This is a genomic window from Bradyrhizobium macuxiense, assembly GCF_007993935.1.
In the GTDB taxonomy this organism is placed as follows: Bacteria; Pseudomonadota; Alphaproteobacteria; order Rhizobiales; family Xanthobacteraceae; genus Bradyrhizobium; species Bradyrhizobium macuxiense_A.
The window spans coordinates 66,530-81,736 of the sequence record NZ_VITY01000023.1 but is presented as its reverse complement, the minus strand read 5'-3'; the positions used below and the strand labels follow the sequence as shown (position 1 = coordinate 81,736).

At 60.9% G+C, this 15,207-nt stretch carries 11 protein-coding genes and 2 pseudogenes; 6 read left to right on the top strand and 7 right to left on the bottom strand.

Annotation, left to right across the window (positions count from 1 at the left end):
- The first annotated feature begins 78 nt into the window (after window positions 1-78).
- A complete protein-coding gene (locus tag FBZ93_RS38755) occupies window positions 79-1,848 on the top strand; it encodes a hypothetical protein (RefSeq protein WP_246667831.1) in 1,770 nt (589 codons plus the stop codon).
- A 34-nt stretch (window positions 1,849-1,882) separates the two neighbouring features.
- On the opposite strand, the gene FBZ93_RS38750 is transcribed toward FBZ93_RS38755, so the two are convergent.
- Both FBZ93_RS38750 and FBZ93_RS38745 read right to left on the bottom strand, forming a co-directional pair.
- Complete coding sequence (locus FBZ93_RS38750) at window positions 1,883-5,803, bottom strand: AAA family ATPase (RefSeq protein WP_167529433.1); 3,921 nt, start codon at window positions 5,801-5,803, stop codon at window positions 1,883-1,885.
- A 304-nt stretch (window positions 5,804-6,107) separates the two neighbouring features.
- A complete protein-coding gene (locus tag FBZ93_RS38745; protein WP_146992928.1) occupies window positions 6,108-6,332 on the bottom strand; it encodes a hypothetical protein in 225 nt (74 codons plus the stop codon).
- Between FBZ93_RS38745 and FBZ93_RS38740 the strand changes: the two genes are divergently transcribed.
- The 3 genes and pseudogenes from FBZ93_RS38740 (at window position 6,320) to FBZ93_RS38730 (ending at window position 8,566) form a co-directional block, all read left to right on the top strand.
- Complete coding sequence (locus tag FBZ93_RS38740) at window positions 6,320-8,095, top strand: recombinase family protein (RefSeq protein WP_349643280.1); 1,776 nt, start codon at window positions 6,320-6,322, stop codon at window positions 8,093-8,095. The genes FBZ93_RS38745 and FBZ93_RS38740 overlap by 13 nt on opposite strands.
- 53 nt (window positions 8,096-8,148) lie before the next feature.
- Window positions 8,149-8,229: pseudogene (locus tag FBZ93_RS41610) on the top strand (SOS response-associated peptidase); the annotation flags it as partial.
- Window positions 8,222-8,566 carry a hypothetical protein gene (locus tag FBZ93_RS38730; RefSeq protein ID WP_146992924.1) on the top strand — a complete coding sequence of 115 codons (345 nt, stop codon included), beginning with the start codon at window positions 8,222-8,224 and terminating at the stop codon, window positions 8,564-8,566. The pseudogene FBZ93_RS41610 and the gene FBZ93_RS38730, both read left to right, overlap by 8 nt.
- Before the next feature lie 312 nt (window positions 8,567-8,878).
- On the opposite strand, the pseudogene FBZ93_RS41605 reads toward FBZ93_RS38730, so the two are convergent.
- A pseudogene (locus FBZ93_RS41605) lies at window positions 8,879-9,082 on the bottom strand (hypothetical protein); the annotation flags it as partial.
- Complete coding sequence (locus FBZ93_RS38720; RefSeq protein WP_146992920.1) at window positions 9,049-9,264, bottom strand: autotransporter domain-containing protein; 216 nt, start codon at window positions 9,262-9,264, stop codon at window positions 9,049-9,051. The pseudogene FBZ93_RS41605 and the gene FBZ93_RS38720, both read right to left, overlap by 34 nt.
- 347 nt (window positions 9,265-9,611) lie before the next feature.
- On the opposite strand from FBZ93_RS38720, the gene FBZ93_RS38715 reads away from it, so the two are divergent.
- On the top strand, window positions 9,612-10,304 hold the full coding sequence (locus tag FBZ93_RS38715; RefSeq protein WP_146992918.1) for an SGNH/GDSL hydrolase family protein: 693 nt from the start codon (window positions 9,612-9,614) through the stop codon (window positions 10,302-10,304).
- A 5-nt stretch (window positions 10,305-10,309) separates the two neighbouring features.
- The gene (locus FBZ93_RS38710) at window positions 10,310-12,118 is read left to right on the top strand and encodes an acyltransferase family protein (protein ID WP_167529432.1); all 1,809 of its coding nucleotides are present in this window, start codon (window positions 10,310-10,312) and stop codon (window positions 12,116-12,118) included.
- A 437-nt stretch (window positions 12,119-12,555) separates the two neighbouring features.
- Here the strand turns inward: FBZ93_RS38710 and FBZ93_RS38705 are convergent, their stop codons facing one another.
- The 3 genes from FBZ93_RS38705 to FBZ93_RS38695 all read right to left on the bottom strand — a co-directional run bounded on the left by FBZ93_RS38705 (window position 12,556) and on the right by FBZ93_RS38695 (window position 15,132).
- Window positions 12,556-13,035, bottom strand: a complete 480-nt coding sequence (locus FBZ93_RS38705) for a Crp/Fnr family transcriptional regulator (RefSeq protein ID WP_146992914.1) — start codon at window positions 13,033-13,035, stop codon at window positions 12,556-12,558.
- 959 nt (window positions 13,036-13,994) lie between these two features.
- A complete protein-coding gene (locus tag FBZ93_RS38700) occupies window positions 13,995-14,225 on the bottom strand; it encodes a Blp family class II bacteriocin (RefSeq protein WP_208764122.1) in 231 nt (76 codons plus the stop codon).
- 379 nt (window positions 14,226-14,604) lie between these two features.
- Entirely contained in the window at window positions 14,605-15,132 is a 528-nt protein-coding gene (locus tag FBZ93_RS38695; RefSeq protein ID WP_246667830.1) for a hypothetical protein, read from the bottom strand.
- Between the last annotated feature and the right edge of the window lie 75 nt (window positions 15,133-15,207).

Below are 15,207 nucleotides of genomic sequence, written 5' to 3'. Positions count from 1 at the left end.
TGCTACGCCGAGCTCGGGCGTCCCCCGGGTGCGCCGCTGGCGACGTTCGATGACGCGTTCAAGCCGCAACGACGCCTCGTGCTGCTGGAGGAGATCGAAGGAGAGTGCCACCCCTGGACCATCGATAGTCCCGACCTGCCTTTGATCGACGGCCTCACCGTGCTCGGCCTGCTGCGCAAGCTGATCGGCTGGTTGAGCGGCCACGTCGCCGGCATCCCCGGGTTCGAGCAACTGCGCGTCGCCGATTTCGCCAAGACCGCGCACCCAAAGGAAGCTGCTGCGATCGCAGCGATGGCCGGGCCCGCCGGGGTCACCAATCAAACGGCGCAGCACTTGATGGATTTTGCGAAAGCGCGGATCCAATTCCTCGAGCCGGGGACGGAAGACGCCAGCCGTCAGGCAGGGGTGCTCTCGGGCATAATGCGGGTTGTCGCCCGCATGCTGTTCCCTTTGCTGGAGCTGGAGCTACCGAAGGATGACGCAGCACGGCGGCTCTGGATTCTCGCCTATCTCGGCATCACCTTCGCCCGCGGCATGCTCGACGATCAGCTGTACGAAAAAGGCTTCGACGCGGTCGAAAACATCGAGATGCGCGACTGGCTTGCGAAGCACACCTCATTCGACCAGCCCGGCGATTCACCTCTCGCCGACAAGCTCGCTTTCTTCTCGGCTTGCCTGCAAGCTTTCTACGACGCGTCGTTCTCTTATGTCGATGGCGACGCAAAGCAGCCGAACGCCGCCGCCAGCGTGGCGTTGCGCTGCATACTACGCATCGCGTTCGACTATGCCGGGCCGATCATCCTCGAAATGCAGGCCGGGATGGGTGACACGGTGTTCACCCCGCTCTACCTCGTGCTCAAGCAGAGGAACGTGCGCTTCGCCTTTTTCCACCGCCTCACCAATCTGCAACTCGATGCTGACCTCAAGTCGATCGCAGGCATGACGTTCAGCCGCCAGGTCCAGATCCCCGACGGTACCGCGTACAAACCGCTCATCACCGTCAACGATCTCCTCTGCTGGCCCTCCACGCCGCTGTTCGGGCAAATCACCGACGGCGCCGCGCTGAGCGCATCCGGCGCCAATATCGAGCATTGGAACAGCGGCTGGACCGACACCGGCGGAGAGTTTTCTCTCGCGCGTGGCGTCGATTTCGACCATGTCGTGCTTGGCATCTCGTATGACGTCCTGCCGGACGTGACGCACGAACTCAGCACCGATCCCCGCTGGAAGGCCATGATCGGCGGGCTCGATAGTGCCGATACCCAGGCCGCGCAGCTGTGGTTCGCCGCCGACCGCGCCCAGCTCGGCATGGATGCAACGCCCGAGATTTTCGGTGGCTATTTTGAGCCATGGTCGAGCCTTGTCGACTTCTCTCACCTGCTGCCGCGCGAAGCGTGGCCCGCCGGCAATGCCCCGCGCTACCTGAACTACACTTGCGGTCCGCTGGCTAAACAGACCGCCCCGGGCGACGACGCGGTCTATGCCAGGCTGCGCGATTTCCTCAGCGCCGATGCAGCGCCGCTCTGGCCGAACGCCGTCGACGAAGCGGGTTTCAAATACGATCTCCTCTACGCCGACCCGTCCCTGCGGGGCGAGGACCGGCTCAAGGCACAGTACTGGCGCGCCAATACCGATCCGACCGAGCGCTACGTCATCGCCAAGGCGAACACCGCTTCGGTCCGAATTCAGCCCGGCCAGACCGGTTTCGACAACCTCTCGATCGCCGGCGAATGGGCCGATTCCGGTGTGAACATCTCGAGCATCGAGGCAACGGTGATCACCGGGATGCGTGTCTCCCGCGCGCTCACCGGACAGCCCCAGCGCATTGCCGGCGAGAAGGACATCTGATTGCGGCGCGGACAGGTGGTATCGCCTCGTCCGATCATGCTTTCAGCCGCTCCAGCGCTGCCCGCGCCGCGACGCCAGCAGCCGGTAGTTGCAAGCGCGCGGCCTCCGCCGCGGCCTGCTTCGTTAGCGCCATGGCCTGAGCACCACGACCGCGCAGCTCAGCGTAGCGTGCAAGCACGAGCTGCGCTCTAGGACGCGTCAATGGCTGGCGCATGCCGAAACACTTGACCCGGCGCATCATCCGCCAGATTTCCAAGTGCTGGGCAAAGTTCAGCCGGCCGCCCGTGCCGAGGCGATCAAGGAATACCTCGGCGGCGGCGAACACGCCGGCTTGGACATAGAAACCGAGCGACCGCCAATCGGCTAGTGCGCCCATCACCTGGCGGGCGTGCGCCAACGCCTCGTCGCTCCGCCCACGCCGCAGATGCACCAGCGCCAGCAGTCCCAGCGTCCAGATCCGCTCGTTGCGTCCGACGCTGTCGAGAAGATCGCTGGCGTCGAACAGCCGATGCTCCGCCATGCCGATGTCGTCGCTGCAAAGTGCCAGCCCGGCCGCCTCAAGTCGCGCCCAGCAACGCAATTGCGGGTCGCTCGCCTGATCCGCTTCCACCACGAACCGTGCCGCGAGCTCCGCGCCGTCGACGTAGGCGCCGGTTTCCGTGAGAGTCAGGATCAGCAGCGACGTGGCGTCGAGCTGGCGGCGGCGGTTGTGCGAAGTTGCAGCCAGCTCCAGCATGCCGCGTAGTTCCGTCTCGACCTCCGCGAGCCGCCCGGCCGTGAGCAGGAACAGCGCGATGTATTCGATCGTCATCAGCCGATCGTGCGGCTTATCGAGGTCCGGGGTCGTGCGCCGTGCGCGGGCGAGATAGCGTTCGGCCAGACCCGGCATGCCGGACAGCAGGAACACGAGGGAGAGCAGCCCGGCCGACCGCGAATAAATGGCGCCGTCGCCCGCGCGCTGCGACAGGTTGACCGCCGCCAGCGTCGCCGTCGCCATCGCCGCCAGCTTCGATTGGTGGCCGAACCCCTGCCCCAGCGTCTCCAATGCGAGCGCTGATTGGCGTACACGGTCGGTAGCGCCGTCCTGCGCCACAAGCTGCGGCAAGACGTCTCTTGCATCCGCCGGCCGGCGCCATTCCGACATCGTCTGCATCAGCGCGTGGCGAGCGAACGTGCAGAAGTTGCCGAGCACGCGGTCGGACCACCGGAAGCCGAATTTCGCAAGGGCGCTGGTCAGGTGATGGATACTCTGCGGCACCTCGCCTGCAAACATCAGCGCCTCCCCGCGCAAGCGGTGCAACTGCCCGGCACGATCGGCGTCGATCGCTGCCGCGCCCGGTGCGGTCTCGATCGCCGTGATCGCGCCGAGCGCCTCGCCCAGCGCCATCACGGCCTCGTGGTAGGCGCCGCCCGCGAGCGCGGTCGCGCCGGCCGTCTCCCAATAGGGCAACGCGCGGTCGGGCCGATTCGCTCGGCTCCAGTGCAGGCCGAGCAGTGTCGGCGCCGGACGATTGCCCTCGGCTTCGGCCTCGAAGAATTCGGCTACGGTCGTGTGCAGCCGGCGCCGCTGCTCGAACGGCAGGAGCTGATACACGGCCTCCTGGGTCAGCGCGTGGTCGAAGCCGTAGAGCGGATCGGCGCCGGGACGCAGCACGCCGATCATGCCGAACTCGACGAGCCGCGTCAGGCACTCGTCGGCGCCCAGATCCGCTGCGCCGAGCGCCGCGGTCAGCGCGCGGAATGAGAAGTTGATGCCGATGACGCTCGCCGCCTTGAGGGTCAATTGCAGTTCGGCCGGCAGCCGATCGACGCGCGCGACCATGGTGCGCTGGATCGATTCCGGTATTTGCAGCGAGGCCGCGTCGACCGACGGCGCAGCCAGTCGACAGATCCCGTCGCGCAGGCTCAGCGCCCCCTGGTCGCGCAGCGCAAGCGCGAGCTGGCGTGCGAACAAGGGATTGCCAGCTGCACGCTCCTGGATGACCCCGAGCAATTCCGGTGCGATCTCGCGGCAGCCGAGTGCATCGGCAATGACGTCGGCCACAGAATCGTGGTCGAGCGGCGTGAGCACCAGCCGTTCGACCGGAATGCTCGCCGCCAGCGCGCGCATGCCCGACAACGGGTTCACCGTGTCCGATCGCGACACCAGCACCAGCAGTACGCCTGGCATCGAGCGCGCAACATGGCCCGCCAACAGCCAGGAGGCGGAGTCCATTCTGTGCACGTCCTCGATGACGATCAGCACGCCACCGCCGATCCGATCGCGCAGCAGGGCTACGAGTGTCTCGCAAGTGACCCGCGCCATATCCTCGGGCGGCAGGTAGGGCGGAGCACGCGCCGGAGCGCGCATTGCCGGTAGTACGACGCTGGCGAGCGCTGCATGGTCTTGCGGCAGCCCCTGCCGCCCAAGAGCGGTGCGCAGCTGTGCTTCGCATAGCTCCGGGCCAATGACCTCCGCGGCGAAGGCGGCGGCGAACACCGGGCTCCAGGCCGCAAAAGGCTCAGCAATGCCGGCCAGCGGGTCGGCGGCACCACGCAAGCAAGGGAACTGGCCCTCCGTCATTGCGGCGAGCGCCCCGACCAAAGCCGATTTGCCGATCCCCGGCGGTCCGTCGACATGCACCACCGGGCGCTGAATCGGCGTACCGAGCTGGCTAAGCCGCTGCCGCAGCCAGGCACGTTCACTCACCCGATCAATCAACGCTCCGGCCACCGGCGCTGCCGCATGCCGATATTCAATCGGGCGGAATAGTGCCACGCCGTTCAGTATGCTCGCGTCGACCTGTTCAAAAACGATGCGCTGGCTTGTCATCTGCACGATCGCCGCATCGCAGAGCAGCGCCGGCAAATCGCGCTGATCGAGCAGCTTCGCGGCGCGGTTCACCGCATCGCCCATCGTCGTATAGACGTGCCGACTGCGATTCCCGACCACGCCGCAATAGGCCAGGCCGAACGTCACCGTGCACCGTGCATGCGACCCTTGCCGAGCAAGCGCCAACTGAATTTCCTGTGCGGCGCGCACCGCGCGTACGGCATCGTCGTCGTGAGCCTGGTCGGGCAGGCCAAAGGCGATCATCGCCATCGGTCCCTTGTCGTTGGCCGAGACACGGATCAGCGCGCCCTCGAACCGGGCGACCTCATCCTGGATCGAATGCACGGCCTGCTGAATGGCCGCGAGATCGTCGGCGGCGGTGCAGCGCAGCCCGGGGATACCGACGCAAAGCATTGCCAGCCAGCGGAATTCTGCCAGCCATTCCGAACGCAGCAACCCACGACGGCGCATCGCCCCGGGCAGGAAAGCGCGCACCAGTGCTGCCTCTGCAGCGAGCGGCGCGGCTGGGCGCACCACCTGCGTCGGCGATGCGCCGATCAGGCCGTTCAGCAGCCGCGGCGTCGCAATCTCCGGGACGAGCGGCAGCGCAGCGCGGATCGCACTGGCAACGCCTACTTGCCCTGGCTGGGCGAGCTGGAGCAGCGGTGAAATCTCGCCGAGGCAGTCGCCGCCCAGCATGAAAATCCACTCTCCGTCCCCACCGCCGGCCTGCACGGCGCAGAGATCGCCTGCTACCACCGCGACGCGAATGCGCAACGCAACGCCGCCCGGTGCAACGTGATTGTCGTGCCGGCCGACTATGTCGGCTGCACAGCCGAGCGCCAGGCGCGTAGCCGCCACCGGATCAGGCACGGTCTCTGGCCAAAATGCCAGGATCGCGTCGCCGTAGATATTCTCGATATCACCGCCCCATGTGAACACGCAGTCGATTAGGCGGCCGAGATACTCGCTGATGGTCAGCGAGAGTTCCTCAACTCCCTCATCGCCTTTGTCCTGGTACATTCGCGTCAGCCGGCTGAAGCCGGAGATATCGGCAAACAGCGCCGTGGCCCGCAGCGGTCTGATCCATGGCCGCAACGGCTCGGCTTCGCTGGACACCGCCTGCAATAGCCATCGTGGCATGTGCGCGTCCAGACCGTGCGGCGGCTGTGGCCGCATCGGCTGGGCCGTGACCGGTATCTCCCCGTGTCCCTCTCCGGCAACCATGGGAACTATCATGGCACGAAAAATGGCCGCCAAGTGGAGTTTCTGGCGGGGTATTTCGACGTCCACCGCTCAGGCGATAGGCGCCGTCTGCAGCAGCGCGGGGGGCACCTGGCGTCTCAACCCGGTGGATCGCCTTGGGCCGAATGTTACGACCGCCAATCACATGCCAATCGAGGCGGATTGGCGGAATGGTGCAGACGACTTGCTAATTGGTCGGGCGTCACGGCTGACGAGTAAGCGGCGAGATCAAACACCAGATATGCGTCGGCGGAGTCGTGGGCATGTATGGCAGCATTTGCGGCCAACGCTTGGGAATGAAACCGCAGGGATAAGCCTGCTCGTCCCGGCTTTTCCAAGGAACCATGTGGGCATTGTCGGCATTACCGACCTGCGGCGGTTGCACGGTTGCATCGATATCGCAGGTCTTCGACGGTGCCCAGGCCACGATCATCTTCTGCGAAATTCAGAGAACGTGCAACGGTTTCGCGCGGACGAAAGCCTGCAAGTACCCCCGCCGTTCAAGCGCGTCAGCAGTCGCCTCCGACGCTTCGCGCAGCACAATACGTGCGGATGTCGTCCGATCCTCAAAAATACTCGATCGAAATTCAAGTAGCCGCCATCGCTGTCTACGCAGCACGCCGAGGTATGGAAATCGTACGCACCTATTCTGATCCAGGGCGCAGCGGTCTTACCATTGCCCGCCGTAAAGGTTTGCAGCAACTCATTGATGACGTCGACAGTGGACGGTCGGATTTTGATTGTGTCCTCGTCTTCGACATTAGCCGTTGGGGGCGTTTTCAAGACACTGACGAAAGCGCCTTCTACGAGTTCATCTGCACACGGGCGGGAATATCGGTTCACTATTGCTCCGAAGAATTCGAGAACGATGGCAGCCTGTCATCAGTGATACTCAAGAACTTGAAGCGCGCGGGAGCTGCTGGCTTCAGCCGGGACCTGTCGCGAAATGCATTTATGGGTCAGTCGAATATCGTCGACCGAGGATATTGGCGGGGCGGAGCGGCACCCTATGGGCTGCGTCGGATGCTCGTCGACGCAAACGGCAAGCGTAAGGGAGTGCTGGAGCGTGGCCAGCAGAAAAACTTGAAATCAGAACGGGTCGCTCTCGTCCGAGGACCGAGCTCGGAAGTCAAGATTGTCCGTCGCATCTTCTCGTCGTTCGTGATTCAGAAGAAAAATAGGACGCGAATTGCGGAGGAGCTCAACGCTGAAGGCCTAGCAAGTCCCGGCGGGAAACGATGGACCGCGCTGACTATCAGCAATCTCCTCGCGAATGAGCTTTATTTGGGTCATATCGTTTTCAATCGCAGCTCAATGAAGCTAGCCGGGCGACGTGTCATGAACCCGCCTGAAATGTGGATACGCCACGACAACGCCTTCGAAGGTATCGTCGATCCCGGTCTTTTCGCTCGGGCACGAAAGCGGCTCGCTGAAGTCGCAAACAACAAGAAGGAAACTGATCAGCAGTTGCTCGATAGTTTGGCGGCTCTCCTGCGACGAAAGGGCCGATTGTCAGTGCACATCATCCAGGCGGCAAAGGGCGTGCGCCACCCCGCTGTATACACAAACAGATTTGGGTCGCTCATGAAAGCCTATGAACTAGTTGGCTACAGGCCCGGCAATCGGTACCGCTTTATGGAGATCGCAGTCGAAATTGATCGCACGATCTGCTCGGTCGTCGATGATATCATCATCAATCTTAGGGGGCGCGGCGTGAACGCCTCGTTTTTGCACGAGCTGTACCTTGTTACGATTTCCGGAGGATTGACTGTATCGGTAGCAGTGGCGCGCGCCGTTTCGGACGGTGACACCAGGTCTCGCCGATGGGAGGTACGGAAGCTCAAGTACAATAAGGCCGAACTTACGCTTTTGGTTCGTATGGACAGTGGCAATAGCCGCATTCGCGACTACTTCCTTCTCCCAACCGCTGCGCTTCCGTTGACGAAGGACAGAAAGAAGCTACGCGTGTCGGATCGTCTCTTCAGTCGAATGAGGCTCGACAGCCTTGAGGCCGTTATGGAAGCTCTCTATGGCAGGCTGCGTGCATCGCGAGAAGAATGCAGCAGGATTAACGCTCTCCCTCTGGCGACGCAAAATGAAAACGCGATAACCTCTTTCCGCGATCTCAGTCAGAAACCGGCGCAAACAACAAATCGCTCCGCAAGAAAGTCGGGAAGCGCACGCCACTGATCGAGCGCAGCATGGGGCCCCAAAACTAGCCTTGGCAGAATTTTCCTACCTTCATGTGCAGCCTCTACTCAATCACGACCAACCAAGCCGCCATCCTGAATCTGTTCCGGGTCGGAAACCGCTGCATTGGCAATCGTTCCAGTTGAAGCTCGGCGTATTGGGATTGGTGCTGAAGAACATCTGGATCTGCTTCGGACCGGGGTACTCCAGTCAACCCAGATGCGCTCGAAATTCAGCTGCAAGAGCGGAATATACTTCCCGAGGCCAGGCACCACGTTCGGCGTCGAGGTGAACGTCACGTTGCATGCAGCCGGCGTGCAGGAGCCTGCCGAGGCGCTGCCGTTACCAAACTGGACCTGGCCCAAAAGTCCGCCGCCGTCGACGCTGATGCAGGTCCCGACAATAGAGAATGAGCTCGGCGATCCGACCGATACGGAAATCGTGAAATTTGCCGGATTGATCAGAAACTGACCGCCGCCGTGAGACGACGTAAAGTCGATTTCCCAAAGTTCGGTTGCCGCGGCCGGGCTCAACTGTACCCCGACAACCGCCGCGACAGAAACGCGCAACCAGTATGTATTGATGCATCCCTTAACCTCGGCACACTTGTCGCTGGCGCCTGCTCAGCTTCCGAACCCACAGTATGATGCCGTCAGGCACCATCGCGGGTATCACATGAACTGCCGCGGATGTTCCTGATCCTGGCACGGCGGCCGAGCGCTGCGTCTGTCTGCAAGCGGCAAGTCGCGCGACCGATCAGACGCTGGATCAGGTAATCGACATTCATGCCGTCAACTGCAGGCAAGCCACGGCGCGCGACGACGCCGCAAGGTCATTGCCCTGCCGTGGGATGTTAGCGGCTATGCGGCCGACCGAGCCAGCGGCAACACCAACGCCCGCGACGTAGATCCAACCTTCTGTAAAATCGAAGAGATGCGAATTCAGCATCGAACTCAGCACGTTCTGCACGACGACCGTACCAATCCAACCCACCATATGAAGGTCGGAACGGAGTTGATGTTGCGGCTCGCGAACGACAGGCCGATGATGCCCGGCGCACCGTTGTTGTTCTCGGTGAAGCCATTCATCCAGTACGGGGTAAAATTCAGGCCTGCCAGCGGTGTCACATTGTAGTCGCCGAAGCGGTACTTGTGACCGCCCTCGAACATACCGCTGACGGATAGCTATTGAAGGTCCCGAGCAGATGCTCAGCAAATCCGGGAATCAGCGCAACCGACGAACTGAACAGCGGCGGTGACACTGTACCCGGAATGGACTCTCTACTCTCACATAGGCATGGCAGATAGGAATCGAACAAGAAGGCCTTTGTTGAGACTTTCGTCTAGTCCGATTGTCGCTATCGCGGCAACACTTCTTTCCTAAGAGATTTCGTTCGATCGAAGTCCCCGCGGCGAGGCCAGCGGATGCTTTGCTGTGCGGTAAAGTATTACTAAATTTTACTAGATCGTTTCTAGATATTGTCTATCTTGGGTTGTGATGCTAAGCAGCGCGCGAAATGAAGCGTGCCCTGCCCTGGCTGATATCCGCCATTCTCCTAGTCGCCTTCGGCGCATCGTTCTCCGAGCTCCAGCGCATACGAAAACGCTTCAGCGAAGCCACAAGGCCAGTGCACTATCATGTGCATGCGGATGTTCGCCGAGCGATCATCGCTCAGCAGTTGACGAGAGTTGAATCGCCGATCGTGGTACTTGGCGACAGCCTCATTGAAGCCGCGACATTTCCGAGCGCGATTTGCGGACATCCCGTGGTGAATGCTGGCATTGGCGGCGCCCAGCTATTGGACTTCCGATTTTCCGGCCTCGAGTTCCTTGATGGCACCCGCCCAGCTCTGGTTGTCGTCGCCCTAGGTATGAACGATGCGCTGGGCGGCAGTGACACGTTCGAGAGCGACCTCATCCAGCTTCTCAAACAAATCCGGCAGATCTCTCCCAACGTCGCAGCGTTCGGCATCTCGGAAGCAGAGACCGGACCACTCGTTGAGAACAGCGCCGCGCTGAACAACACAATCGCAATGGAGAACAGAACCTACGCAGAAATCATGGGCCCCGCATTCACGCCGTCCCCTTCGCTTGGGAGCCAGCACACTCTCGATGGTGTCCACCTGGCACCGGCAGCTTACCAGAAATGGGCCAACTCCCTCTTCGCTGCCATCGAAGCCGCAGCTTGCCCGTCTCCAGCGATCCGATAATCCGCATGAAACCTGCTTACCGACCCGACATCGATGGCTTGAGAGCAGTTGCCGTTTCGGCCGTCATCCTGTTTCACGCTTTTCCCGAGGCGCTTCCCGGCGGGTTCGTTGGTGTAGATATCTTCTTCGTCATCTCTGGATATCTCATCACCGGAATTGTGAGGTCCGAGCTGCACGACAAGACGTTCAGCATTGCAACGTTCTACGAAAGGCGCATCCGACGAATTTTTCCCGCCCTGATCATCGTCTTGATGGCCACCGAATTTGCAGGACTGCATCTACTGCCGCCAGACGAGCTGCATTCACTCGGAAAGAACGCAGTCGCGAGCGCGCTGTTCTCCGCCAACCTGATGTTGCTTTCCGAGGTCAACTATTTCGACATCAGCGCACATTCGAAGCCGCTTCTGCACCTCTGGTCCCTCGGCATTGAGGAGCAGTTCTATCTGTTATGGCCTCTTATCTTATGGGCCCTCCCGCACCGCAAGATGCCGGTCGCAGTGGGCATCGCGCTCATTGCGTCGTTTGCTCTTAATTTGACGCTCGTCCGCGACTACCAGGCTGCAACCTTCTATCTGCCATTCACCCGTGCTTGGGAGCTGATGGCCGGCGCACTTCTAACGTTCCTACCCTCACAGCCGAGGGCCATAAGAGAGCCGGCAGCGATCGTTGGCCTGGTTGCTATTGAAGCCTCATTCTTTCTATTCACGGACAAGATGACGTTCCCTGGCTGGGCGGCCGCGCTTCCCGTCACCGGCGCGTTGCTGGTGATCATGTCCGAGCGAGCTTTCGTAAACCGCTTTCTTTCGCTTAGACTATTTGTGGGCGTGGGCCTCGTCAGCTATTCCCTCTATCTGTGGCACTGGCCCGTTCTCGTATTCCTGCAGGTTTACCTTTTCCGACCGCTTAACGATACTTTAGGCTTGGTCGCGATTGTGCTGACGTCCGCCCTGTCGGTGCTGACTTTTTTCGCGGTAGAAAGGCCGTTGCGACGCCGAGCTACGATTTTGCCTACAGGCGCGGCAATGGCAGCGGCAGGGCTGTTCGGGCTATATGCCGCCGTTGCAAAGGCACCAGACCTTCCGGACGAGCTCCAGGCCATGATTAGCGCGCCCGATGGCGTGAGCACCTGGCGTGTACATGAATGCATCTTGCTCGACGGCGAAGATGGCGACTTCCGCAATTGTTCCGAGAGTAAGCGGCCACTGATCGCGATATGGGGGGACTCAACGGCCTCAGCGCTCGTTCCTGGATTTAGAAAGCTACAGCAAGATCGCGAATTCGGATTCGCGCAGCTTTCCGTAAGCTCCTGTCACCCGCTCTTGGTTCCAGCGCACTCTGCGAGCGAGTATTGCCTCAAAAAAAACTCGGAGATCGTACGTCGCATTTCAGAGATCAAGCCGGACGTTGTGGTGCTTCATGCCATTTGGGACGTGAACGATAGGATCGGAACCACCAGGCCGACCATTGACGCCCTACGCGCCGCCGGCGTTCCCCGGATCATAATTTTAGGACCGGTCCCCGTTTGGCGGGGCGGCCTTCCGAATGCCGCTGTGGATTATTTTCGGAGAAGCGGAGAGATCATTCCCGAACGGATTTCCCAATTTGTCGACGGCGACGCAGGCGACAAAGCCATGAGCGCCATAGCCGCTGAGCTGGGTGTCCAGTATGTGTCCGCAAGAAACGCGTTGTGCCTTGGCAACAAATGCCTGACGCATGTCAATGGAGCTATCATGGCAAGAGATATCATCCATCTCACAAAGGCGGGCTCAGAATTCCTGATTGGACAAATCGCACCGCAACTGGGCATAGAGTGAGAGGCTGATCGGACAAGCGAAGGCCCGCCGGCGTTTGTTGGCTCTGCTGATCAGCGGATGCGCCTAGAGAGGGTGCAAGTATAATACACCTGCCTGGGAATAGGTGATTCAGTCAGATATCCAAAGAAGTATCAGCGGCTAGCCGCCGGCCACTTCGTCGCGGCGCACATCGCGAGGCCCGACGGGGAAGGACGTCAATTTGTGAGGCCGGCAGCGAACGACAGGAATTGAGCCGGAAGTCACACGCTGTACATTGGAACTCTTGAAATCTCGCTAATCCATCATCGGCAACGGAAAATTCATATTTATCGTCAGTGACTTAGGGATTTTTCCGATTCAATACAACGGCAAGGGGCGGAATTTTCTCCTCGAAGATTCAAGGTCTTATCAATCCTCCAATCCATTGGGCCCTTCCAGTCCATTGGGTCCAATGACGACTATTGCTCCGCCTGCTGCGCCAACAACTCGGCAATGCGGTCGTCGGCGCGACGGAGCCTCCGGCAAAGTTCGCGGCTGATATTCTGAATGACCAAGACGTACGCGTGAATGTCCGCCTTGCAATAGGTGTAGAGGCTTCTAGCCGCGAGCTCATAGAGCACAGTCGGGCTGTTCGCGACGACGGAGGCCGATCGATTTTGCATTTCGATGAGCGTCATCTCGCCAAAGAAATCACCGGGCTCAAGACCTGACATCCGAATCGATCGGCCCGAACGCCCAAGCTTGCTCACTACGAGTTCGCCCGAGTGAACAATAAACATCGAACGACCCGGCTCTCCTTCCGCTACGATCGTGGCTCCGACGTCGAAGCGGCGCTCGACGAGCATTGAGATCAGTAGATCGAGGCTTGTATCTGACAACCCACCGAAGAAGGGCGTGGCGAGCAGGAAAGCTTTCAATTCGGGGGAGCTGATAGCCATCGCGCAACTATACTGCCACCCCCGGTGGCAGCAAGCCCAACGGTCCGCCGCCTTCAGATGAACCGGGGCCCCTCGCCTCGTCAAAGCAGAATCGCGCCGGGGAGCTTCGCTGTGCCGGTTAATGCGCAACTCCAGAGCCGGCATCGTTGCGAGCGCCGGCTCTGACATGCACCCGTTGATCACGCAGGAAACGGTCCGAACGGACCACCCGTCGGAAAGGTGGGTCCGGTGCTGGTCGGAAGCCACGGACCGCGCCCAAGAGTCGGAGAAACATAAATGACTCCTCCATGACCGTCGGAAACCGGGATTCCGAAGCAGCCACCGGTCACGGATTCAACTTCCTCGTCGGACAGCGGACGGACTGTCTGATGCTCATTCTGGTATGCACTCATCATAATCTCCATCTGTCTAAGGTGAACGGGTGAACGGATGATCCTTGTCATCCGGGTGCAGCTTGCCGCATCAACAACCAGCTCGCTGTGACTTTGATCACGCAGCTTGTCCAAGCGATACCGCCCCCCCCCCTTTTTCTGCCGGATCGTCGGCCTTGCCGCCGACCGAGACGCAGCGACGAACGGCGCAGAATCTGCTTGCCGCACTGCCGCAGAAGAATGCGAGGTTCTCGTTTCCGAGACCTCGCATCGATTGACCCCTTCGATAGCCCAATGGCACGAGCCAGACTCGAGCTAGCTCCGAATGGGTCCTCCCGGTGAGGTGGGAATGTGAAGTTGGCTCAAAAGCCAATTTATGAAATCGGAGACAGCCGAACCGCCGGTTCCGCCATTGCTGCGGCTTCCACCGCACGCGGAATCGAGTTCGTCACCGGTCAATTCCCGAATTTCCTGCATGGTACGCTCCTCTCATCTGTTGGGCTTGTGCCAGTTGAGATCATGCTCGCCGCCAAAGCGAAACCCGTGGTGCGGGCGCGGCCCGGTCTTCGCCTTGGCCGGACGGCATGCTCAAAAGAGCTGGCTGATGCAGTACCCGATCCCGCCGAGAAGGCCGCCACCAATGGCACCGGGTACGGCGCCAATGCCGCCAACCGCTGCACCACCCATGCCGCCCGTCACTCCTCCGCCTAACAGCGACTTGGCGAAATCTCCCCAACTCCACTTGCCGCCGGCCACCGCGTCGAGTTCGTCGATGGAAAGCTCGCGGGTCGCTGCATTGTCGTTCATGCTACGCGTCATCTCAGTCCTCCTTGCTGTGTTGATGGTGCGGGACCACCCCGCAACCGGAGTGCAGCATGTCCCCACTGCCCGGAGGCTTCCGTGAGGATCGTCACTCTGAGCTGCACCACACCGCAATCGAGCCGGCTGATCTGAGCCGCGCGGGTTCCAGGGGCGACGCGACTGTCGCGCCTTCCGGCGTCAAACACAGCCCGCACAATCGCGTCTCGTGACGCAAATCGCGCGCGCGATGTGAGCAGCAGACCTATTGTGCTGTGCGGAGTTCAGGAAGGGACAGTACGTCCGAACACACGGCAGAAAAAACGAAGGAGCGTGCACAATGCGGGGCCAGCGACCCTCGAATGAATCGCGCCTTCGGCGTCAACAAACGCCCGACGCGTTACAGGCGTTCGCGAATGGAGCTCAGGATGCCGGTCGTCGTATCGATGACCCTCAATGCCTCCTGCGCCTTTCCGAACCCCACCGGATTTTTGCTGCATTGCTCGGACAACTGAACCAGCCGCTTCCTCTCGCTGGTAAGAATGACATTGGTTTTATCAACCGCAAACTTGACGACACCTCGCAGCGGATTGTCGTCACCGACGTCGGTCAGATCTTTCTCCATCGTGATCAGATATTCGTAACTGGCGAGTTCGTCGGAAATCTGCAGGAGCTCACGGATCGTGGAGTTGATGCAGACGATGTCCCCGTTCGGCACGTCCGGGCGCTTGGCGGTCTCAACGAGATTAGTCATCAGATTCGCAAACAACGGCTTCAGGCCTTCCGCCTGCTTGAGGTCGCTCTCGGAAAGGACCCCCGCCCGCAACCCGGGGGACCACACCAGGCCCAGCGCCACACTCGTTACGAGCACGGCCCGCTTCGTGTGCGCTGCAAACAACCGCCTTGCCTTGCCGCTCAGCGTGCGCATTCAAGCTCCGCCCCCGGTTTTGCAACTGGCCTTTGTTGTGACCACGCCTGTTCTATGCGAAGATACCAGCATATT